We start from the raw sequence: 21,328 nt of genomic DNA, 5'->3' as shown, positions 1-21,328 counted from the left end.
TTCAGCGCGACGCGGGCAGGCCGGGTGCCGCTGCGGGGGTCTCGGCAGGGGTATCGATCACCGGCGCCTCGGGGAACAGGGCATAGCGCAGCCCGATCAGACCCATCAGCGCCTCATCGCGGGCCTTGCCGGCCGCCACGGTCTGCACGCGCTTGAGCGAGGCCTCCAGCCGGGCCTGCAGCCCGGTGGGGGCGGGCAGGGGACGCCGACGCGCCGCCTGGGCGCGGTAATGGTGGGCGATGTCGTCCAGGATCGCGTCGATCGCGGCCACGCTGGCCGGCGGCAAGCCATGCCGTGAGCGGCGCAGCTGCAGGATGTTCAGGCCGATCCGGGCTTCGGTGAGCATGTCCACCGAGGCGATATCGCTGCCTTCCGGGGTGGCCGCCAGGCGCGGTGCGAGCAGGCCGAGCAGATCCAGCATGCGCGCGGCGAACTGCTGGCGGTCCTGCTGGCCACGGCCCTCGGCTGCATCGGCCAGCGTGTTCCAGCCCTGGCGCACCAGCCGGCGTGCGGTCCACTCGGCACCCACCGAGCGGAACAGCCGCGTCATCACCACCGCAAAGCCGATCCCGATGAACATCGCGACGGCAGAGTTGATGAAGCTCTGGATGTTGGCGCTGTAGGTGTTCTGCACGTTCAACAGCGCGACCAGATTCACCGTGAGCGGCAGGCCGATCAATGCGGTCTTGGGCCGATGCAGCAGCAGGCCCAGCGGCAGGAAGATCACCGCCAGCACCAGCACCAGGCTACCGAAGTCGTGCACGGCGGGGAAGATTCCGAACAGGTACACCCCGGCCACCAGGCTGGCCACGATCGCCCAGAGCAGGAAGGACAGCATGCTTGGCGCCGGATCATCCTGCGCGGCGAAGAACGCGGCAGCCACCGCGGCCATCATCGCGCCATTGCCGCCGCCCTCCCAGCCGAGCCCGATCCACAGCACGCAGTACGTCATCAGGGCGACGCCCGCACTGGCGGCGGAGAACAGCGCCATGCCGTAGTCCACGTGGCGCACGTGATCCACGCGCTGGGTGCGCACGCGGTAGTGCGCGGCATCGCTGGGCGCGGTGCCGGCATCGATGGCGGCGTGCAGGGTGGTGCAGTCCTGCCAGAGGTCGACCAGTTCTTCCAGGCGCAGCAGCAGGGTGACCAGCAGCAGGTGATCCAGCTCGCCATCCACCGCCGGCTTGAGCGCGACGATGCGCGCGCGCAATGTGGCGTACGCACTGGCGCTGGAGCGGCCGGGCTGTTCCAGCCACTGCGCCAGATCGGCGATCAGCGTCTCCAGCCCGGGCGGCAGCGCACGGCCCCCCGCGCGCAGCGCCCCCAGCCGGTCGGCGATGGAGGAGAGCACCGGCAGCATCAGCAGCATGCGCTCGCGCAGTCGCTCCATCGAGACCGCCGCGCCGGCATGGCGCGGATCATCGCGACGCATGAATTCGATCAGCGCGTCGAACTGGACCAGATCGGCGGCCAGCCGGTTGCGCGGGCCGTGCGCGTGGCCGCGCGTCAGGATCTGCCGGCACCAGTCGGCCGCATCGCCCATCCAGCTGCCGATCCGCGAGCGCAGCATCGGCCGCACCGAGGCCGGGAAGAACAGCGAGGCGAACAGCACCGCCACCACCGTGCCAAGGATGATCTCCTCGCTGCGCGCCACCACGGTATCGAAGATGGTGTCCGGCGAGGTCACCGCCGGGAAGCCGATGAAGGCGGTGGTGTATCCGGCCAGCAGGAACGCGTAGCCGCGCGGGCCACGGTTGAGCAGGGCGATGAACAGACACCCGGACAGCCACAGCGCCATCGCCGCGCTGAGCAGCAAGGGGGTCTCCACCAGGTGCGGCACCATCCACAGCGTGGCCGCGCCGGCGAGCAACGTGCCGAGGATGCGATAGGCCCCTTTGGCGCGGGTCGGGCCCAGCATCGGCTGGGTCACGATGTAGACCGTGGCCATCGCCCAGTACGGCCGCGAGAGATTGCCGGCCAGGCCGATGTACAGCGCCGCGATCGCCGCCAGGAAGGTCTTGACCGAGAACAACCAGGCCTGTCTGTCGAGCAGCAGCATGGCTTACCTCGGGGCTGCCGCAGTCGCTGCGGCCTGCGCGGCGCTGTCCTGCCAGCCACCGCCAAGCACCAGGAACAGCTGGATCTGGTCGCGCGAGACCTGCGCCTGCGCGTCGGCCAGGGTCGCCTCGGCGCTGGCCAGGCTGCGGTCGGCATCCAGGCTGGTCAGGTAGGGCGTGCGCCCGCCCTGATAGAGGCGGCGGTTCTGGCTGGCGGCCAGATCGGCCTGCTGCTGGGCCTGCTGCAGGAACTGCAGGCGCTGCAGATCCTGGGCATAGCGGCTCAGCGCGGTCTGGGTTTCGCGCAGGGCCTGCAGCACGCTGTGATCAAACTCGGCCAGCGCGGCATCGGCGCCGGCTTCGGTGGCGTGGATGCGCGCATGCGTGCCGGAAGAGGGCAGCGTCCAGGAAATCAACGGGCCGATCGACCATTGCTGGGTCAACGGCGTGCCGAAGTCTTCCAGCAGGCCGGCCGCACCGACCGAAGCGCCGAGGCGGATGTCCGGGTAGAGCTCGGCGGTGGCGACGCCGATCCGCGCGGTGGCGGCAGCCAGCTTGCGCTCGGCCTGGCGGATGTCCGGTCGGCGCTGCAGCAGTGCGCGGCCATCACCGATCGGCAGCGCCTGGGCCAGGGTCGGGGCCTGGCTGCAGTCGCTCACGCCCTCGGGCAGCTGGCCCGGGGTGCGGCCGAGCAAAGCGGCCAGCTGGTATTCGGAGGCCTGGCGGTGCGCGCGCAGCGGCGGCAGCGCGGCCTGCAGCATCGCCACCTGGGCATTGGCGCGGGCCAGCTCCGGCGGGGTGCCGCGGCCGGCCGTGATCAAGCGCTGGGTGACCTCGCGGCTGCGCTGCTGCAGCTGCAGCGAGTGCTCGGCCACATGCAGTTCGTGGTTGGCGTGGCAGATGTCGACGTAGCTGCCGGCCACCTGCGCCACCAGCGACACGCGCGCCAGATCGAGTGCTGCGGCCACGCTCTGCTCGTCGGCATGCGCGGCCTCGGAGGCGCGCTTGAGCTTGCCGAACAGATCGAACTGGTAGGACACCGCGAATTTGCCGTCGGCCAGGTTGATCGGCGGCAGTTCGTGCTCCAGCAGGAACGATTCGGCGGACAGCTGCGCGCGGCTCACGCCGGCCTCGGCCTCGTACTCGAAGCCACCGGCATCCAGCGCCTGCTCGTACACGGCGGCGGCGCGGCGCAGGTTGGCATCGGCCACCTTCAGCTCCACGTTGTCGCGCAGCGCCTGCTGCACCAGCGCGTTGAGGGTGTCGTCCTGGTACAGCTCCCACCAGCGTGCAGGCAGCGCGGCGCCCGCGGCGACCTGCGCGTTGCCGGTGTCGAGGAAGGCGGCATTCGCCTCCGGCCGCTGGAAGGCGGACCCGGCCGGCACCGCGTAGTCCGGGCCGACCGTGCGGCACGCGGCCAGCGTGGTCAGGGCCAACCCCAGGGCGATGCGGTGCAGCGCCGGGCGGTTCACAGCGCCGTCCGTGCCGGTTGCGCCGGCGTGGCCGGGGCGGTGTCCGGCTGGATGGTGACCGTGGCGGTACGCCCGGCGATCAGGTTGACGCCGGCCGGCACGCGGTCGATATGGATGCGCACCGGAATGCGCTGCGCCAGCCGCACCCAGTCGAAGGCCGGGGTCACGTTCGGCAGCAGGCTGCTGCCCTCACTGCGATACCGGTCTTCGATGCCGGCGGCGATGCTCTGCACGTGGCCCTGCAGCGGCTGCGCTTCACCCATCAGACGGATGTCGACCTTCTGGCCGGCATGCACGCCCTGCAGGCGGGTCTCTTCGAAGTAGCCGTCCACGCGGAACGAGCCGGTATCGAGCACCGCCATCACCGGCCGCCCGGCGGTCACGTAGTCGCCGGCGCGTACGGTGCGGTCGTTGACGTGGCCATCGCTGGGGCTGCGCACTTCAGTGCGGGCCAGATTGAGCCTGGCCAGGTCCACGGCCGCCTGCGCGGTGGCCATCGAGGCCTGCGCGGCGAGCAGCTTGGCCCGGCGCACTTCGGCGTCCTCGGCGGCGACCAGATCCTGCAGGCTGCGGTCGCGCGCGATCTCGCGGCGCAGCTGGTCCAGCGTGGCGCGGCGCTCGCCCAAGGCGGCCTGGGCCTGTTCCAGCGCGATCTCATAGCGCGCGCGGTCGACCACGAACAGCACCTCACCGCGCTTGACCGGCTGGTTGTCGGCCACCTTTACTGCCTCCACCAGCCCGGACACGTCCGGCGCGACCTGGACCACGTCGGCGCTGACGTGCGCATCGCGCGTCCACGGCTCATCCATGTAATAGGCCCACAGGTGGCGCAGCACCAGCACGGCGGCCACCACGGCCACGGCGGTCAACACGACCGGGAATGTCTGCTTGAGGATCTTGTTCACGATTGCATCCAACGCATCAGGGAAAACAACCCGCCGAGCACGATCACGTACACGGCCAGGTTGAACAGGGCGGGGTGCCAGATGTGGCGGTAGGCGCCGGTGCGCTGCAGGACCATGCGCAACCCGCTCTTGAGCAGGTAGGCAAGCAGCATCAGCCCGAGCAGGGTCGGGACGAACACACCATAGAGACTGAATTCACCGTACATCGAGGCAAAGGATTCGCAGGGGAGCGGAAAGGGGATCGCCCGGCGTCGAGGGACGACACCGGGCGGTACAACGGGGGAACGGCTTACGTCACGCGGTCGGCCGCATCGGCCAGCAGCTGCCACAGCTTCAGCACGGTGCGCAGTTCGTCAGTGCTGAGTTCGCCGAACACGTCCTGGCGCAGCCCGATCAACTGGGTTTCCAGCTGGCTGACCAGGGCCTCGCCCTTGTCGGTCAGCCACAGCAGGTTGGCGCGGCGGTCGCTGGCATCGCATTCGCGGCGGACCAGGTCGCTGGCGGCCAGCTTGTCCAGCAGGCGTACCAGCGAAGGGCCTTCCATGCCCAGCTGGTGGGCCAGCGCCACCTGGCGGATCCCGCCGCCGGCGCGCCCGATCATCAGCAGCGGCATGGTGCAGGCGGCGGAGATGCCGTAGCTGCCCAAGGCCTGGTCGGCCAGGCGCTGCCACTGCCGCCCTGCGTAGAGCAGGCCGGAACTGAGCTGCATCTGCAGCTGGGTACGTTCGTCGAGGGATCGGTTCATCAGAATAGATAGGATACTACTAATTCGCCTCCTATCAATACCCGTGGCACAACCGCGGCCCAATGAATGCCTTCCCGGGCGCGGCCGGGCGCCCCGGCGCAGGACGCCCGAGGGGTCTGTCGGGTACGATGCTCGCCCCCCTTCGGGTGCTGTATGTAATGAGCAAGCAAGACAACGACGCCAACCCCGTCACCCAGGCCGAGGCTGAATCGGCGGTGCGCACCCTGCTGCGCTGGGCCGGTGAAGATCCGACCCGTGAAGGCCTGCTGGATACCCCGCGCCGCGTTGCCGAAGCCTATGGCGACTGGTTCAGCGGCTACCGCGACGACCCGCGCGCCTACATGGAGCGGACCTTCGAGGAAGTGGCCGGCTACGACGAACTGATCGTGCTGCGCGACATCGAGTACGAAAGCCACTGCGAACACCACATGGCGCCGATCATCGGCCGCGTGCACGTCGGCTATCTGCCGGCCGGCAAGGTGGTGGGCATCAGCAAGCTGGCCCGCGTGGTCGAGGCGTACGCACGCCGCTTCCAGGTCCAGGAAAAGATGACCGCGCAGATCGCCCAGTGCATCCAGGACGTGCTGCAGCCGGTCGGCGTGGGCGTGGTGGTGGAAGGTGCGCATGAGTGCATGACCACCCGCGGCATCCACAAGCGGGGCGTCAGCATGGTCACCTCCAAGATGCTGGGCAGCTTCCGCGAGGACGCGCGCACCCGCGCCGAGTTCCTGCGTTTCATCGAAGTGGGCGGCAAGCGCTGATTCCCCGCGCTGTCGCGCGCGGCCGGCAGGCGCTGGGCTTCGGCCCGGCCCTGCGGGTGCGTGCGCGTCCCGTTTCCCTCCCGGCCGCCGCGACCCGCGCGGCCCGTCTTCCTGTCCCCGGTCTCGAATGAAACATCGCGAGCGCATTACCCGTTACCGCCACCTGCGCGAACAATCGCAGTGGAAGCTGCTGGCGGCCGATCACGCGCCGGAGATCATCGGCCTGCTGCAGAGCCTGCTGATGCAGGACGAGCGCACCCTGTCCACCGCGGTGCTGCACGAACGCCTGCAGCGCGCGCTGGATGATCTCAAGGCCGATGAGCTGTCGCGCGATCTGCCGCGCACCGCACAGGCCTACATTGCGCATTGGCTGGCCCAGGGCTGGCTGGAACGTCGCTTGCCCGAAGGCGCCGACCAGGAACAGTACGAACTGTCCACCCAGGCCGCGCAGGCGATCCGCTTCGCCGACAGCCTGGAGCAGGCGCGCGCTGCCGCCACCGAGAGCCGCCTGGCGCTGGTGATCGAGCAGCTCTCGCAGCTGGCCGCGCTGACCGAATCCAATCCGGATGCGCGCCTGTCCGCGCTGCGCGACGAGCGCGACCGCATCGATGCCGAGATCGCCCGCGTCAGCGGCGGCAAGGTGTCCTCACTGGACGGCAAGCGCGCGCTGGAACGGACCCGCCAGATCATCGGCCTGGCCGACGAGCTGACCGAAGATTTCCGCCGCGTGCGCGATGACTTCGAACGCCTCAACCGTGAGTTCCGCGAACGCATCATCGATGACGAAGGCGAGCGCGGTGACGTGCTGTCCAAGCTGTTCGAAGGCGTGGACGTGATCGGCGACAGCGACGCCGGGCGCAGCTTCGAGGCGTTCTGGCGCCTGCTCAATGATGCCGAACAGAGCGCCCAGCTCGATGCCGCGCTGGAAACCGTGCTCGCGCGTGGTTTCGCCCGCAAGCTGGATCGCAACGAGCGCACCTTCCTGCGTGGCTTCACCACCACCATGCTTGAGCGCGGTGGCCAGGTCCACGACGTGCTGCAGCACTTTGCCCGCAGCCTGCGCGGCTTCGTGCAGAGCCGTGGCTACCTGGAACAGCGCCGCCTCAACCAGCTGCTCAAGCAGGCCCAGGGCGAGGCGCTGGGCCTGCGCGACCACATCCCGGCGCAGCGCGGCATCGGCCGCGACCTGCAGCTCACCACCAGCCGGCTGCGCTCGCTCTCGCAATGGAAGCTGCACGATCCTCGCCAGGCGCAGGTGGATGGCAGCGTGCAGCGCAACGACACCGCCGCGATCTCGCTGGAAAGTGTCGGCGACCTGGTGGCCGCCTCTGAAATCGACTTCCGCAACCTGCGCCGCGATCTGCACGACCTGCTCGGCGAGCAGCCGCGGCTGTCGATCGCGCAGGTGCTTGAACACCGCGAGGCCCCACAGGGGCTGGGCAGCATCATCGGTTACCTCTCTCTCGGCACCCGCCACGGCGAGGTCGCCACCGATCAACAGGAGATCGCGCAATGGCGCGGCGGCGATGGCCAATGGCGTCGCGCCCGCATTCCGCTGATCTGGTTCACCCAGGAGAAACGCCATGAGCTGGCATGAACAATCCACCGACACCCCGATCGACGGCGGCGCAGACGAGCACGACGACGAACCGGTCGTGGTGACGCCCGTCCTGCGGCGTAACAATGACGTCTTCTACATGGGCGACACCGGCCGGCTGCCGCTCGATGGCCGCCGCGCGCTGTGCCAGCTGCTGATCGGCCCGAGCATCGACCAGCTGCGCCACGCCAAGCTGTGGCCGGCGCTGATCCGCAGCGAAGCGGCGATCCGCTCGGCGCTCTCGGACCTGTTCCTGGAACTGGTGCTGGACCGCGAGAGTGGCGTGGCCTTCACCCGCCAGGCCGATACCGAAGATATCGATGCACCGGTGCTGCTGCGTACCTCGCCGCTGACCTTCATCGACTCGGTGCTGCTGCTGCACCTGCGCCAGCAGTTGGCCGAAGCCGATGCGCGCGGCGTGCGCGCGGTGGTCGAGGATGCCGAACTGGCCGAAGCACTGGCCGTGTACGAGCGCCACCTGTCCACCGACCGCGCCGGCTTCAACCGCCGCGTCGCCAGTGCCGTGCAGAAGATGAAGGACAACCACATCCTCACCCGCCTCGGCGGTGACGATGCGCGTCATGAAGTCTCGCCGGCACTGAAACTGATGTTCTCCGCCGAAGATGTCGCCGCCCTGGCCCAGGTGTACCGCCGCCTGCGCGAAGCGCCGGCCGACCTCGACGCCTGAGCGCGCGCCCGCGCGCCGCTGCCCTGCCTGGATTGCTAGCCCTGCCATGACCGTCCACATTCCCGCACCCGCCCTGTTCCCCGGCGACCAGCCCGACCCGCGCGCGCAGCAGTTCCGCATGCGCCGCCTGCAGGTCCACAACTGGGGCACCTTCTCCGGCCTGACCGAAGTGCCGATCGCCGAACGCGGCTTCCTGTTCGTCGGCCGCTCCGGCTCGGGCAAGTCGACCCTGCTCGATGCGATGTCCGCGCTGCTGGTGCCGCCGGCCCTGGTCGACTTCAACGCCGCCGCGCGCGAAGCCGAACGCAGCGGCCGCGACCGCAACCTGGTCTCCTACGTGCGTGGCGCCTGGGCCGACCAGCAGGACAGCGGCACCGGCGAGATCGCCACCCAGTACCTGCGTAAAGGCGCTACCTGGACCGCGCTGGTGCTGGAATACCGCAGCAATGACGGCCGCATCGTCAGCCTGGTGCGCCTGTTCTGGATCGCCGGCAACGGCGCGGCCGCGGCCGACGTGCGCAAGCACTACATGGTGGCCGAGCGCAGTTTCGACATCGCACGTGACCTTGGCGGCTTCGACCTGGACCTGCGCAAGCTCAAGCAGCGCCTGGGCGATGTGCACCACTTCGACAGCTTCGCCAGCTATGCCGAACGGTTCCGCCACGTGCTCGGGATCGAGAACGAGATGGCGCTGCGCCTGCTGCACAAGACGCAGTCGGCGAAGAACCTCGGCGATCTGAACGTGTTCCTGCGCGACTTCATGCTCGATGCACCGCGCACCTTCGATGCGGCCGAGCGGCTGGTCGATGATTTCGCCGAACTCGATGGCGCCCATCAGGCCGTGGTCACCGCACGCCGCCAGGTCGAAACCCTGCAGCCCGCACGCGGCCACTACGCCGATCTGCAGGCGCTGCGCCGCCAGCGCGAAGACCTGGATGAGATGAAGCTGGGCATCGACGGCGTGCGCGAGCAGCGTCGCCTGGCCCTGCTTGAGGCACGCCTGCTGGAACTGGATACCCGCGACCGCGGTCTGTCCGGGGAAGAAGGCCAGCGCCGCAGCGCGCTGGACAACCATGAAAGCCACCTCGCCGAGCTGGAAGCGCAGCGTCGCCAGCAGGGCGGCGAGCGCATCGAAGAGCTGGAGCGCGAGCAGGGCCGTGTCGCCCAGGAACGCGACCGCCGCCTGGCCAAGCGCAGCCAGGCCAACCATGCCAGCCGCGAACTGGGGGAAACCCTGGCCGAGACCGCGCACGGGTTTGCCGAGCAGCTCGCCCGCGCCCAGTCCCGCCTGGACGACGGCCAGCGCGCCGCGGCCGAGCTGGATGAAGCCATCGCCGAGCGCATGGGCGGCAAACGCGACGACGAACGCCGCTTCGCCGAGGTGCGTTCGGAACTGGAGGCGCTCAAGCGCACCCCGTCCAGCATCCCCGCACCCATGCAGCAGCTGCGCGCACGCCTGAGCAGCGATACCGGCATTCCCGAGGCGGCGCTGCCGTTCGTGGGCGAACTGCTGCAGGTCCGCGACGAAGACGCCGCATGGCAGGGTGCCATCGAGCGCGTGCTGCACGGCTTCGCGCAATCGCTGCTGGTCGATGAACGCCACCACGCCCAGGTCTCGGAGTGGATCAATCAGACCCACCTCGGTACCCGCCTGGTCTACTACCGCGTACGCCGCAACGACGATGCACTGCATGGCCGCGAGCCGGGCGCACGTTCGCTGCTGCACAAGCTGGTGCTGCGTGAGCACGGCTATGCCGGCTGGCTGCGTCGCGAGCTGGGCAAGCGCTTCGACTACGAATGCGTGGATGCACGTCACCTGCGCGATACCGACCGCGGCATCACCAAGGAAGGCCAGGTCAAGCACCCGGGCGAACGCTTCGAGAAGGACGACCGCCACAACATCAGCGACCGCCGCCGCTGGCTGCTCGGCTTCAACAACCGCGACAAACTGGACCTGTACGAGCGCGAAGCGATCGAACTGGCCCAGCGCATCGCCGCCTGCGACAGCGATGTGGCCGGCCTGCGCGCGCAGCGCGAACAGGACGGCAAGGCCCGACTGGCCTGCCATCAACTGTGCACGCTGGGCTGGGACGAGATCGATGTGGCCGCACCGCTGCAGCGCCTGGACGACATCGCCCAGGCCCTGCACGACCTGCGCGAAGGCAATGCCGACCTGCGCAAGCTGGGCGAACAGATCGAGAAGACCCGGGCCGATGTGGCCCAGGCCAAGCGCACCTATGAAGACGTGCGCGTGGAGCGCGGCCAGCTCGGCCGTGAACACGAACGCCTCGAGCGTCTGCACGAGCAGTGCGCGCCGCTGGCCAAGCGCGTGGTTACCCCCCTCCAGCAGCAGGGCCTGGACGAACGCGTCAAGGCGCTCGGCGTGCTCAGCCTGGAGAACCTGGAAGCCCACTTCCGGCAGATCAGCAACACCCTCAACGAACAGCTCGGCGGTTCCCAGGCCGAACACAACCGGCTGGAGAACCTGCTGCTCGGCTGCTTCCGCCGCTACTGCCAGACCTGGCCGGAAGACAGCGGCGACTTCACCGTCAGCCTGTCCAGCGCCGAAGATTTCCTGGCCCGCCTGCAACGGCTGGAGAACGATGGCCTGCCGCAGCACGAGGCACGCTTCTTCGATCTGCTGCAGAGCCAGAGCAAGAACAACCTGCTGGCCCTGCAGCGGCACACGGCCGAGGCGCGCAAGTCGATCGCCCAGCGCCTGGACGAGGTCAATGCCTCGCTGGAGCAGGTGCCGTTCAACCGCGGCACCCTGCTGACCATCGAACTCACCGACCGCCGCCTGCCCGAAGTGCTGGATTTCCACCAGCGCCTGCGCGACGTGCTGTCCCAACAGCAGACCGACCAGCGCGAGCTGGCCGAAGCACAGTTCGCGGTGCTGCGTGAGCTGGTCGCCAAGCTCGGCTCGCAGGAAGGCGAGGACAAGCGCTGGCGCGAGCTGGTGCTGGACGTGCGTCTGCACGTGGAATTCGTCGGCGTCGAACTCGACGCCGCCACCCGCCAGCAGGTCGAGATCTACCGCAGCGGTGCGGGCAAGTCCGGCGGCCAGCGCCAGAAGCTGGCCACCACCTGCCTGGCCGCCGCGCTGCGCTACCAGCTCGGTGGCGCCGACGGCCAGCTGCCCAGCTACGCGGCGGTGGTGCTCGACGAAGCCTTCGACAAGGCCGACAACGAGTTCACCGCGCTGGCGATGAACATCTTCGACAACTTCGGGTTCCAGATGGTCGTGGCCACCCCGCTGAAGTCGGTGATGACGCTGGAACCGTTCATCGGCGGTGCCTGCTTCGTGGAGATCAGCGGTCGCCACGACTCCGGCGTACTGCTGATCGAGTACGACGACGAAGGCAAGCGCCTGAAGCTGCCCGAGCGTGCCCGCGCCGGCGAGACGACGGCGGCACCGGCACCGGCCGTGATCGCCGCGCCAGACGTGGTCGATGCCCCCGAGGTGATGGCCAATGAGGTGCTGGCGGCCTCGGTCGACGAGGAAGCCCACGTCGAGGCCGAGGTCGTGGAGGCACCGGCAGCCGTGCCGGCATCCCGCTCGAAGAAGGCCGCGCCCAAGGCACCGGCAAAGAAAGCGGCAAAGAAGACGGCCACCAAGGCCGTACCCAAGGCAGCTGCAAAGAAGCCGGCCAAGCCCAAGCGCTGAGCAACCAACGGGTCAGCCCCAGGGCTGACCCGTCCTGCTAACCGGCGAAGGTATCCCAGCCCATCCGGGCGATCAGTACCACCACCAGGCCGACGAACAGCTTGCGGATGAAGGGCGTGCCGCCGCGCAGCGCCATCCGCGTACCGACCACCGAGCCGATGATGTTGGCCGCGGCCATCGGCAGCGCGAACAGCCACAGGATGTTGCCGGTCGGCACGAAGAACGAGATCGCCGCCACGTTGGTCGCCAGGTTCACCACCTTGGAGGCGGCCGACGCACGCAGGAAGTCCAGCCCGAAGAAACGCACGAACAGGAAGATCAGGAAGCTGCCGGTGCCGGGCCCAAAGAAGCCGTCGTAGAACCCGATCACGGCACCGATGGCCAATGCGGTCACCAGCTCCTTGCGGCCGATCTCGCGCGGACGGTGCAGGGCACCGAAGTCCTTCTTCCACAGCGTGTAGCCGAGCATCGCCACCAGCAGCACCAGCACCAGCGGGCGTACCGCGTCCTTGGGCAGCAGGCTGACCGCCGTGGCCCCGGCAAACGAGAACACAAACGCCGTGCCCGCCGCAAACAATACCGGCCGCCACGGAAAGCGCACATTGCGCGCATAGCGGAACGCGGCGGCCGCCGTGCCGAACATCGAGCTGAATTTGTTGGTGCCGAACAGCATCGCCGGCGTGTGCTGCGGCAGGACGGTGAACAACCCGGGCAGCTGCACCAGCCCGCCGCCGCCGACGGCGGCATCGACCAGGCCGGCGATGAAGGCGATCGCCACCAACCAGAACAGCTCAGGGGGAATCATCTCAAGCACGGCGGGGCATCGCAACGCAGGGCGCGCAAGCATACGCCCGGTCATCGCGCGACAATACCCCCATGACCACCGTCTCTTCCGATCCCTGTCCCTGCGGCCGCCCGCTGGCCTACGCCGCCTGCTGCGGCCTTTACCATGCCGGCACCCCCGCGCCGGATGCCGAAGCGCTGATGCGCTCGCGCTACAGCGCCTACGTGCGGCACCTGGCCGACTACCTGCTGGCCAGCTGGCACCCGTCCACGCGCCCGGCCGAGCTCTCGCTGGCCGAAGCACCCGGCCAGCGCACCCAGTGGCTGGGGCTGACGATCCACGCCCACACCCGCTCAGATCCCGACCACGCCCAGGTGCGCTTCACCGCGCGCTACAAGGTCGGCGGCGGCAGTGCGGTGAAAATGCTGGAGCACAGCCGCTTCGTCCGCGAAGACGGCCGCTGGTTCTATCTCGACGCGTTGCCCTGAGCCAGTGCGGTCGCGCGCACCGGCACGGTGCCCTGCTGGCCAAGCGCACACACACAGTTGCGGCCGGCGTCCTTGGCTGCATACAGCGCCTGGTCGGCGGCCTTGATCATCGCCTGCGGGCTGTCGGCCACCCGGCTGTCGGCGACGCCGATGCTCACCGTCACCTGCACCACCGCGCCGTTGCCACCACGCCCACGTTGCAGCTGCCCCACCGCATCGTCGCGGCTGCGTGCGGCGCGGTCGCGCAGATGCATACGCACCCCCTCGATCCTCGCGCGGACCTCTTCCACGGCCGCCACGCAGGCCGGGGCTGGGCGATCCAGGAACACCAGAGCGAATTCCTCACCGCCATAGCGGAACGCGCGGCCACCCCCACCTACCTCGGCCAGTCGCGCGGCCACCAGCTTGAGCACGTCATCGCCGGCATCGTGGCCGTGGGTATCGTTGAACCGCTTGAAATGATCCACGTCCACCATCGCGATGGTGTAGGTGGCGCCCACGCGCTGCAGATATTCATTGAACGCGCGACGCCCGGGCAGGCCGGTGAGCTCATCGCGGAAGGCCATGTGGAATGCCTCCTGCAACATCGCCGAGACGATCAGCAGCAGCGCCATGCAGCTCACCGCCGGCAGCAGCGCCGGCGACACGAACACCCGCGGCAGCAGCCACCACAGGCAGAGCAGGGCGATCAGCAGGGCGGTGTGCAGCGGGCGGGGGCGTCGCCAGGCCTGGACGGCCAAGGCCACCGTCGTAATGAGAAACAGCAGCGCCGGGAGTTGGGCCAGCGCATTCCAGTCGCTGGGCAGCCAGGCCAGGTGGCGATCGGACAGCAGCGCCTGCATGCCGTCGGGAACCTGCGTGGCCAACAGCAGGAAGATGCCGAGGGCCGTCCCGCTCACCACGCCGCGCAACAACAGGTCCTGGCGCAGCCGTCCGCGTTCGGGCCACAGTCCATGCAGCAGGAACAGCAGTGGCAGCCACCACGACACCGCATGGAAGATCAGCGGGGTCTGTGCCGAAATCATGCCCTCACGCAGGAACGTGCCGACCACCCCATGCAACAGCGCGAAGGCCAGCGCGATCGCCAGCATCAGGCACAGCGCCCGCACGCGGTTGTAGATCAGCGCCAGGCCGACACCCAGGCAGGCCAGCACCATCGGCAGCAGGCGATGCACCGAGCTGCCCGCTTCGGCAGCGGGGGTCGCCGCCCACAATCCCAGTGCGACCAGTACTGCAGGCAGCACGAACAGATAGTGACTGGGCTGGCGTAGCAGATGCATCCGCAAGAGGGGGTCCACGTGGTGGCCGGCGCGCCGTGGCTGCAGCGTGCAAACCGGACTACACAGGCGATGGGTCTTCCCCGGTAGCGGCCTGCGCGTATTCAACTTGAGCAATGTCACCGAATCGATGCGTTGCCATGACGTCGCGCTCACCCCGGCTGGTCGATCCTGACCCGGATGAATACCGCCGTTGCTGCCGCACAACCGCTCCCTGTCGCCCCGCCGTCGCCGCTGGCCGTCCGCTACGCCACCGTGCGTGCGCGGACGCTCGCATTGGCCGCGCCGCTCAGCGCGGAAGACGCCATGGTCCAGAGCATGCCCGACGCCAGCCCGGCGAAATGGCACCTGGCCCATACCACATGGTTCTTCGAGCGCTTCGTGCTCGCGACCCGACCGGGCTATGCCCCGATCGACGCGGACTGGCATTACCTGTTCAACAGCTACTACCAGAGCATCGGTCCGGCCCATGCACGCCCGCAGCGCGGCCTGCTCTCGCGCCCGACGCTGGACGAGGTGCTGCACTTCCGCGCGGAGATCGATCAGCGTGTGCTCGCCGCACTGCATGCCGGCAGTCTGAGCGAGCAGGCCCAGCATCAGCTGCTGCTCGGCCTCCATCATGAGCAGCAGCACCAGGAGCTGTTGTTGACCGACATCAAGCACGCGTTCTGGTCCAACCCGCTGCAGCCGGCCTACCGCGATGACCTCGCTGCCCCCCCGGCGCGTGCGCTGCCGCTGCAGTGGCTCACCCATCCCGAACAGATCGTGGAGATCGGCGCACCGGTGTGGCCGACCCAGTCGACGTTTGCGTATGACAACGAATCGCCGGTGCACCGCGCGCTGGTCCCCGCGCATGCGCTGGCCAACCGCCCGGTCAACAACGAGGAGTACCGGCAGTTCGTGCAGGCCGGCGGCTATCGCGAGCCGCGCTGGTGGATGAGCGAAGGCTGGACGCTGTGTCAGGAACAGCAGTGGCAGCACCCGCTGTACTGGGATGACGCGCTGGAGCGCGAATTCACTCTGGGCGGCTGGCGCGCGCTCGATCCGCATGCACCGGTCTGCCACCTGAGCTATTTCGAAGCCGACGCCTACGCGCGTTGGTGCGACGCCCGCCTGCCCACGGAGTTCGAATGGGAAGCGGCGACGGCGGGCCGCGCCCTGCGTGGCCGCTTTGCCGATGCCGATCAGCTGCACCCGGGCGGCGCGGAGGAAGAGGGGGACATCGTCCAGTTGTTCGGCGATGTCTGGGAATGGACCAGCAGCGCCTACGGGCCCTATCCCGGCTTCCGTACCTTCCCGGGCAACCTTGGCGAGTACAACGGCAAGTTCATGTGTGGGCAGTGGGTGTTGCGCGGCGGAAGTTGTGCGACCCCGGCAGATCATCTGCGCGCCAGCTACCGCAACTTCTTCGCCCCGTCGGCCCGGTGGCAGTTCGCCGGCCTGCGCCTGGCCCGGGACGTCGCATGAGCTCGGTCCGTGATGCGCTGGATGCACTGACCGATCTGCAGCCCGATCGTGACCGGATCACCGCCGACATCCTGCGCGGGCTCTCGTCCACGCCGCGGCAGCTGCCGTCCAAGTATTTCTACGATGCGCACGGCTCGGCCCTGTTCGAGCAGATCACCCGGCAGCCGGAGTACTACCCGACCCGCACCGAACTGCAGCTGCTGCAGGACTGCGCGCATGACATCGCCAAGGTGGTCGGCCCGCGCCTGCACGTGGTGGAACTGGGCAGCGGCAGCGGCCGCAAGACCGAGTTGCTGCTGCACGCGCTGCGTGACCCGGTCGCCTACACCCCGATCGAAATCTCGCGCGCCGCTCTGCTGGACAGCATCACCCGTCTCGCAGCGTCCCTGCCGGACATCGAAATGTTGCCGGTCTGCGCCGACTTCACCCAGCCGGTGCAGCTGCCGACCCCGCAGCGCGAACCCGCGCGCCACCTGGTGTTCTTCCCCGGCTCTACGCTCGGCAACTTCGCCCATGATGACGCCATCGCACTGCTGAAGGCGATGCGCCAGACCATGGGTCCGGATGGCATGGCCCTGATCGGCATCGACTTGCACAAGGACGCGGCGTTGATCGAAGCGGCGTACAACGATGCCGCCGGGGTCACCGCCGAGTTCACCCTCAATCTGCTGCGTCGGCTCAACCGCGACATCGGCAGCGATTTCGATCTGGACGGCTTCCGCCATCGTGCCCGCTACAGCGTGCCGCGGCTGCGCATCGAAACCGAGCTGGTCAGCCAACGCGACCAGCGCGTGCAGGTGGATGGGCAGAGTTTTGATTTCGCCGAAGGCGAAGCGATGACCGTCGAGTACAGCCATAAATACACCGATGCGGTGTTCGCCCGCATGGCCGCCGATGCCGGCCTGCAGGTGACCGCCCATTGGAACGCGACGGATCCCGCCTTCGGCCTGCGCCTGCTGCAACCGGTCTGACCTGCGCGGCATTGCCGCTATGATGCAGGTCCACTGGCTGCAAGGATTCCCGCCAATGCGATGGTCGCCCCTGTTGTTGGCCGGGCTGTGTCTCGGTATACCGTCGATCACGGTCGCCGCGCCGGACGCCTTCTCCACGTGCCTGGTCACCCTCAAGGCCCAGGCCGGCAAGCAGGGCATCACGGCCGAGCGATTCGATGTGCTCACCGCCGGGCTGACCCCCGATCCCAGCGTCTTGCCGCTGCTGGACGCGCAGCCGGAGTTCACCACACCGTTGTGGGATTACCTGGCCGCATTGGTGGATACCCAGCGCGTGGCGGATGGGCGTGCCCGCCTGGCCGAGCACCGGGATCTGTTGGCCCGGGTATCGACCGAGTACGGCGTCGATCCGGCCACGATCGTCGCGGTCTGGGGCGTGGAGAGCGATTACGGGCGCGTGTTCGGCAAGCGCCCGCTGCTGCAGTCGCTGGCCACACTGTCCTGCCAGGGCCGCCGACAGCCGTTCTTCCGCGGCGAACTGCTGGCCCTGCTCAAGCTGATCGATGCCGGTGACCTGCGTGCCGAGGGCCTGACCGGCTCGTGGGCCGGCGCCTTCGGCCACACCCAGTTCATGCCCTCCACCTATGCGCGTATCGCGGTGGATGGCGACGGTGATGGTCGCCGCGATCTGGTCGCCTCCATTCCCGATGCGCTTGCCTCCACCGCCAACTATCTCAAGAAGGCGGGCTGGCGGACCGGGCAGCCGTGGGGCATCGAGGTGAAGATTCCGGCCGGCTTCAACGCCGCCCAAGCCGGCCGCACCCAGCGCAAGCCACTGGCCGACTGGCGCGCGCTGGGCATCGTCCCGGTCGCCGGCGGTGCCCTGGCGCCTGCCGGGCTCCCGGCCGACAGCAATGCGGCACTGCTGCTCCCGACCGGTGCCAAGGGCCCGGCCTGGCTGGTGTTCCGCAATTACGATGCGATCTACGCTTACAACGCCGCCGAGAGCTACGCCCTGGCGATCGCCACCCTGGCCGATCGCCTGCGGGGTGGCCCGGGTATCGCCGCCGCCTGGCCAACCGATGATCCCGGCATCGGCCGTACCGAACGCCGTGAGCTGCAGACCTTGCTGCTGGCCCGCGGCCACGATATCGGTACGGCGGACGGCATGATCGGTACCGCCACCCGCCGCGCCATCCAGGCCGAGCAGCAGCGGCTGGGCTGGACCCCCGCCGATGGCCGCGCCGGCCAGCGCATCCTCACCGCCCTGCGCGGTGCTCCTCCTTCTTCAACGCCGACCATGCCTGCATCCACCGTGTTCACCCTGCCGCCCAATCACGCCCAGTACGTCCAATCCCCGGCGGCGCCGCGCGCGGCCCTGCCCAAGGTACCCGGGCTCAGTCTGGCCGACATCCAGGGCTTCCCCGCGTGGACGGTCGAGACCCCGTTCGCCACCGCTGCGATCAGCGTGTTCGGTGGCCAGCTGCTGTCCTATGTGCCCAAGGGCGGGCAGGACGTGATGTGGCTCTCGCCGAGCGCCCAGCCGCTGCCGACCCCGATCCGTGGCGGCAGCCCCGTATGCTGGCCGTACTTCGGCCGCCAGGGACAGGGCAATGACGTGCCTTCACATGGCTTCGTCCGCAACGTGCCATGGACCCTGCAGCAGGCCCGTCGCGAGGCCGATGGCACCATGGTGCTGACCTTGGCCCCGCCGGTGCTGGAGAACCTGGATCTGCGCCTGCGCATGGAACTGCGGATCGGCCGCACCCTGGAACAGCGCCTGATCACCGAAAACACCGGCCGCGAACCGGTCGCCTTCACCCAGGCCCTGCACAACTACTTCCATGTCAGCGATGCGATGCAGGTCAGCGTGGAGGGGCTGGATGGCCTGTCCTACCTGGACAAGTTCGAGAATTACGCGATCCCGCGCCAGCAGCAGGGCGACTGGAACCTGCGCGACCCGCGCGATCCCGGCCGCAGCGACCGCATCTATACGCAGGCCGGCGGCCGCTACGTGCTCAAGGACCCGGGCCTGAAGCGCCGCATCGAGATCACCACCACCGGCAGCCGCTCGCTGGTCGCGTGGAACCCCGGCGAGGCGGGCGCCAGCAAGATGGCCGATGTCGGGGCCGACTGGCGCAACTATGTGTGCCTGGAAGCGGCCAATGCCGGTCCGGATGTGGTGACCCTGGCACCGGGTGCGCAGCACGTGCTGCAGCAGACGCTGGCGGTTCGTCCACTATGAGTACGGTTCCGCCCCCGGCCCGGCCGGACGAGACGGCCGACAATCCTTATCGCGCGCCCAGCACCGCCATGCACGAGGCCATGATCGACGCCCAGATCGATGCGGCGGTGGCGGTGCATGACCGCCATCCGCTGCTGGCGAAGGCGGTGGGCGACAACTTCGCGTTGTATGCCCGTCGCTGGCATCTGGATGAGGCCGGTGGCCGCTGGCCGCGCCCGTGGCACTGGCCGGCCGTACTGTTTGGTTTCCACTGGCTCATGTACCGGCGTATGTACCTGGTGGCATTGGCGGTGCTGATTGCCGATTTCGCCATTGGCATGGCGATGGTCCTGCTGGACCTGGCGGTGGGCGGCGTCGTGTTATCGCTGGGTGTGCAGCTCTCGCTGGGCATCTTCGGCAATGCGCTGTACCGCTGGCATTGCCGCCGCATGGTGGCGCGCGCCCAGGCCCGTTTTACCGGGCAGCCGGAGCGGATCAACGCGGAGCTGGTGCGTCGCGGGGGTACCAGCCGGCTTGCCCTGGGCCTGGGCCTGGCACTGTTCGTCGTACTGCGTATCTTCGAAGGCGCCTGAGGCGTCAGCGGGCGACCGGGCGCGGTCGCAGCGCCACCAGGCAGATGCCGCCGGCGACCAAGCCCCAGAACGCCGAGCCGATCCCGGCCAGCGACAGGCCCGAGGCGGTCACCAGGAAGGTCACCAGCGCCGCTTCGCGATCGGCCTCCTCACGCAGGGCCGTCGCCAGGCTGTTGGCGATGGTGCCGAACAGTGCGATGCCGGCCACGCAGGCCACCAGTTCCTTGGGGAAGGCGGCGAACACGGCCGCCACCGTCGCCCCGAACAGGCCCACCACGATATAGAAGGCGCCCGCGGCCACCGCGGCGGTATAACGGCGGGCCGGATCCTCGTGTGCCTCACGGCCCATGCAGATCGCGGCGGTGATCGCGGCCAGGTTGAGCCCATAGGCGCCAAACGGGGCGAGCAGCGTGTTGACCACCCCGATCCAGCCGATCACCGGCGATACCGGGGTGTCGTAGCCGGAGGCACGGATCACCGCTACGCCCGGGATGTTCTGCGAGGCCATGGTGACCACGAACAGGGGCAGGGCGATGCCGAACACCGCCGACCACGACAGCGTCGGCCAGGTGAATACCGGCCTGGCCAGTTCCAGCCGCACGTCCTGCATATGAAGCAGACCCTGACCTGCGGCGACCAGGACACCGACAAGCAGCGTGGCGATCACCGCATAGCGCGGGAACAGCCGTCGCCCGGTCAGCCAGGTGGCGAACATCGCCAGTGCCATGCCCAGCTGGGTGCCCATCGAGACGAACACATCCAGACCGAAGCGCAGCAGTACGCCAGCAAGCATGCCAGCGGCCAGCGCCATCGGCACACGCTTCATCAGCTTCGCGAAGATCCCCGAGAAGCCGGCGAGCATGCCCAGCAGCGCGGCAAGGACGAACGCACCGATCGCATCGCTGTAGCCGACCGCGCCCGCACCCACCACGAGCATGGCCGCACCCGGCGTGGACCATGCAGTGACGACCGGCATCCGATAGCGCAGTGACAGACCAATACAGGTCACGCCCATGCCAAGGCCCAACGCCCACATCCACGAGGCGATCTGCGCCTGGTCGGCGCCTACCGCGCGTGCGGCCTGGAACACGATCACCGCCGAACTGGCGAAGCCCACCAATACCGTAATGAAGCCCGCCATCACCGCAGGCAGGGAGAGATCGCGCCACAACGAACGTTTGCCTACCGCAGACATCGCATGCATTCCTGATGACAAGAGATGCATTGTTAGCAAGCCAGCGGCAGCACGCGCAACGCGCGTGCTGCCGCGCTTGTTGATGAGCAGCACGTATGGATGACGCGCTGATGAAAAAGATCGACGAAAACGCTTGACGAAATTTCAGAAGTCTTTAGTATTCGCTCCCTCGCTGCGACGCGGTCTTCACCCCGGTGAACACCCATCCGCAGCGACGGCAACAAGCTTCGAAAGAAGGTGTTGACGGAAACGAAAAGCCTGACATAATAGGCGGCTCGCAACGACGAAAGCCTCTAAGGCGAACGACGAAGCGGCATCGGCAACAACGGTTCACTTCGGTGAAACGACCTTGAAAAAAGGTGTTGACGAAGCAGATAAGCCGGTCTACAATGGGCGGCTCGCAACGACGGAAACGTCGGGGCAAACGGAAGAAGGCGCTGAGGCCGATTCCAAAGTTC

At 68.5% G+C, this 21,328-nt stretch carries 16 protein-coding genes and 1 pseudogene; 9 read left to right on the top strand and 8 right to left on the bottom strand.

Translation table 11 applies throughout. The annotated features are described in order from the left end of the window. Position 1 precedes the first annotated feature (1 nt). From K4043_RS15215 to K4043_RS15195, 5 genes are all read right to left on the bottom strand, one after another. Positions 2-2,059, bottom strand: coding sequence for an FUSC family protein (locus tag K4043_RS15215; RefSeq protein ID WP_265309826.1), 2,058 nt, complete (start codon positions 2,057-2,059; stop codon positions 2-4). 3 nt (positions 2,060-2,062) lie between these two features. Further along, positions 2,063-3,529: an efflux transporter outer membrane subunit gene (locus tag K4043_RS15210; protein ID WP_265309825.1), complete on the bottom strand. Its 1,467-nt coding sequence runs from the start codon at positions 3,527-3,529 to the stop codon at positions 2,063-2,065. After that, positions 3,526-4,434 (bottom strand): HlyD family secretion protein, encoded by a 909-nt coding sequence (locus K4043_RS15205; protein WP_265309824.1) that lies wholly within the window; start codon positions 4,432-4,434, stop codon positions 3,526-3,528. The genes K4043_RS15210 and K4043_RS15205 overlap by 4 nt, the downstream gene beginning before the upstream one ends. Next, on the bottom strand, positions 4,431-4,640 hold the full coding sequence (locus K4043_RS15200; RefSeq protein ID WP_265309823.1) for a DUF1656 domain-containing protein: 210 nt from the start codon (positions 4,638-4,640) through the stop codon (positions 4,431-4,433). Before K4043_RS15200 ends, K4043_RS15205 begins: the two co-directional genes overlap by 4 nt. 83 nt (positions 4,641-4,723) lie before the next feature. Beyond that, a complete protein-coding gene (locus K4043_RS15195) occupies positions 4,724-5,179 on the bottom strand; it encodes a MarR family transcriptional regulator (RefSeq protein WP_123730918.1) in 456 nt (151 codons plus the stop codon). Positions 5,180-5,337: 158 nt separating this feature from the next. On the opposite strand from K4043_RS15195, the gene folE reads away from it, so the two are divergent. The 4 genes and pseudogenes from folE (at position 5,338) to K4043_RS15175 (ending at position 11,892) form a co-directional block, all read left to right on the top strand. Further along, positions 5,338-5,940 (top strand): GTP cyclohydrolase I FolE, encoded by a 603-nt coding sequence (gene folE / locus K4043_RS15190; protein ID WP_019183982.1) that lies wholly within the window; start codon positions 5,338-5,340, stop codon positions 5,938-5,940. 127 nt (positions 5,941-6,067) lie between these two features. Next, positions 6,068-7,537 carry a DUF3375 domain-containing protein gene (locus K4043_RS15185; RefSeq protein WP_123730917.1) on the top strand — a complete coding sequence of 490 codons (1,470 nt, stop codon included), beginning with the start codon at positions 6,068-6,070 and terminating at the stop codon, positions 7,535-7,537. 88 nt (positions 7,538-7,625) lie between these two features. Next, positions 7,626-8,225, top strand: a pseudogene (locus K4043_RS15180) (DUF4194 domain-containing protein); the annotation flags it as partial. 46 nt (positions 8,226-8,271) lie between these two features. Beyond that, positions 8,272-11,892, top strand: coding sequence for an SbcC/MukB-like Walker B domain-containing protein (locus K4043_RS15175; RefSeq protein ID WP_265309822.1), 3,621 nt, complete (start codon positions 8,272-8,274; stop codon positions 11,890-11,892). A gap of 37 nt (positions 11,893-11,929) precedes the next feature. Here the strand turns inward: K4043_RS15175 and K4043_RS15170 are convergent, their stop codons facing one another. Beyond that, the gene (locus tag K4043_RS15170; RefSeq protein WP_265309821.1) at positions 11,930-12,706 is read right to left on the bottom strand and encodes a TSUP family transporter; all 777 of its coding nucleotides are present in this window, start codon (positions 12,704-12,706) and stop codon (positions 11,930-11,932) included. Positions 12,707-12,768: 62 nt separating this feature from the next. Here K4043_RS15170 and K4043_RS15165 point away from each other — a divergent pair, with 62 nt between their 5' ends. After that, a complete protein-coding gene (locus K4043_RS15165) occupies positions 12,769-13,164 on the top strand; it encodes a YchJ family metal-binding protein (protein ID WP_123730913.1) in 396 nt (131 codons plus the stop codon). On the opposite strand, the gene K4043_RS15160 is transcribed toward K4043_RS15165, so the two are convergent. Then, positions 13,143-14,450, bottom strand: a complete 1,308-nt coding sequence (locus tag K4043_RS15160; RefSeq protein WP_265309820.1) for a GGDEF domain-containing protein — start codon at positions 14,448-14,450, stop codon at positions 13,143-13,145. The genes K4043_RS15165 and K4043_RS15160 overlap by 22 nt on opposite strands. Before the next feature lie 171 nt (positions 14,451-14,621). On the opposite strand from K4043_RS15160, the gene egtB reads away from it, so the two are divergent. The 4 genes from egtB to K4043_RS15140 are packed head-to-tail and all read left to right on the top strand — an operon-like array spanning position 14,622 to position 19,675. Continuing rightward, positions 14,622-15,908 carry an ergothioneine biosynthesis protein EgtB gene (gene egtB / locus K4043_RS15155; RefSeq protein ID WP_265309819.1) on the top strand — a complete coding sequence of 429 codons (1,287 nt, stop codon included), beginning with the start codon at positions 14,622-14,624 and terminating at the stop codon, positions 15,906-15,908. Further along, complete coding sequence (gene egtD, locus K4043_RS15150; RefSeq protein ID WP_123730910.1) at positions 15,905-16,879, top strand: L-histidine N(alpha)-methyltransferase; 975 nt, start codon at positions 15,905-15,907, stop codon at positions 16,877-16,879. The genes egtB and egtD overlap by 4 nt, the downstream gene beginning before the upstream one ends. Positions 16,880-16,934: 55 nt before the next feature. Beyond that, a complete protein-coding gene (locus K4043_RS15145) occupies positions 16,935-19,103 on the top strand; it encodes a lytic murein transglycosylase (protein ID WP_265309818.1) in 2,169 nt (722 codons plus the stop codon). Beyond that, entirely contained in the window at positions 19,100-19,675 is a 576-nt protein-coding gene (locus K4043_RS15140) for a DUF2628 domain-containing protein (protein WP_123730908.1), read from the top strand. Before K4043_RS15145 ends, K4043_RS15140 begins: the two co-directional genes overlap by 4 nt. Before the next feature lie 4 nt (positions 19,676-19,679). On the opposite strand, the gene K4043_RS15135 is transcribed toward K4043_RS15140, so the two are convergent. After that, a complete protein-coding gene (locus K4043_RS15135; RefSeq protein ID WP_265309817.1) occupies positions 19,680-20,870 on the bottom strand; it encodes a benzoate/H(+) symporter BenE family transporter in 1,191 nt (396 codons plus the stop codon). Positions 20,871-21,328 lie beyond the last annotated feature (458 nt).

It is taken from the genome of Stenotrophomonas sp. SRS1 (assembly GCF_026130205.1).
Taxonomy (GTDB): Bacteria; Pseudomonadota; Gammaproteobacteria; order Xanthomonadales; family Xanthomonadaceae; genus Stenotrophomonas; species Stenotrophomonas rhizophila_B.
Note: the sequence above shows the minus strand (reverse complement) of the source record. Positions and strands in the feature narration are given on the sequence as shown.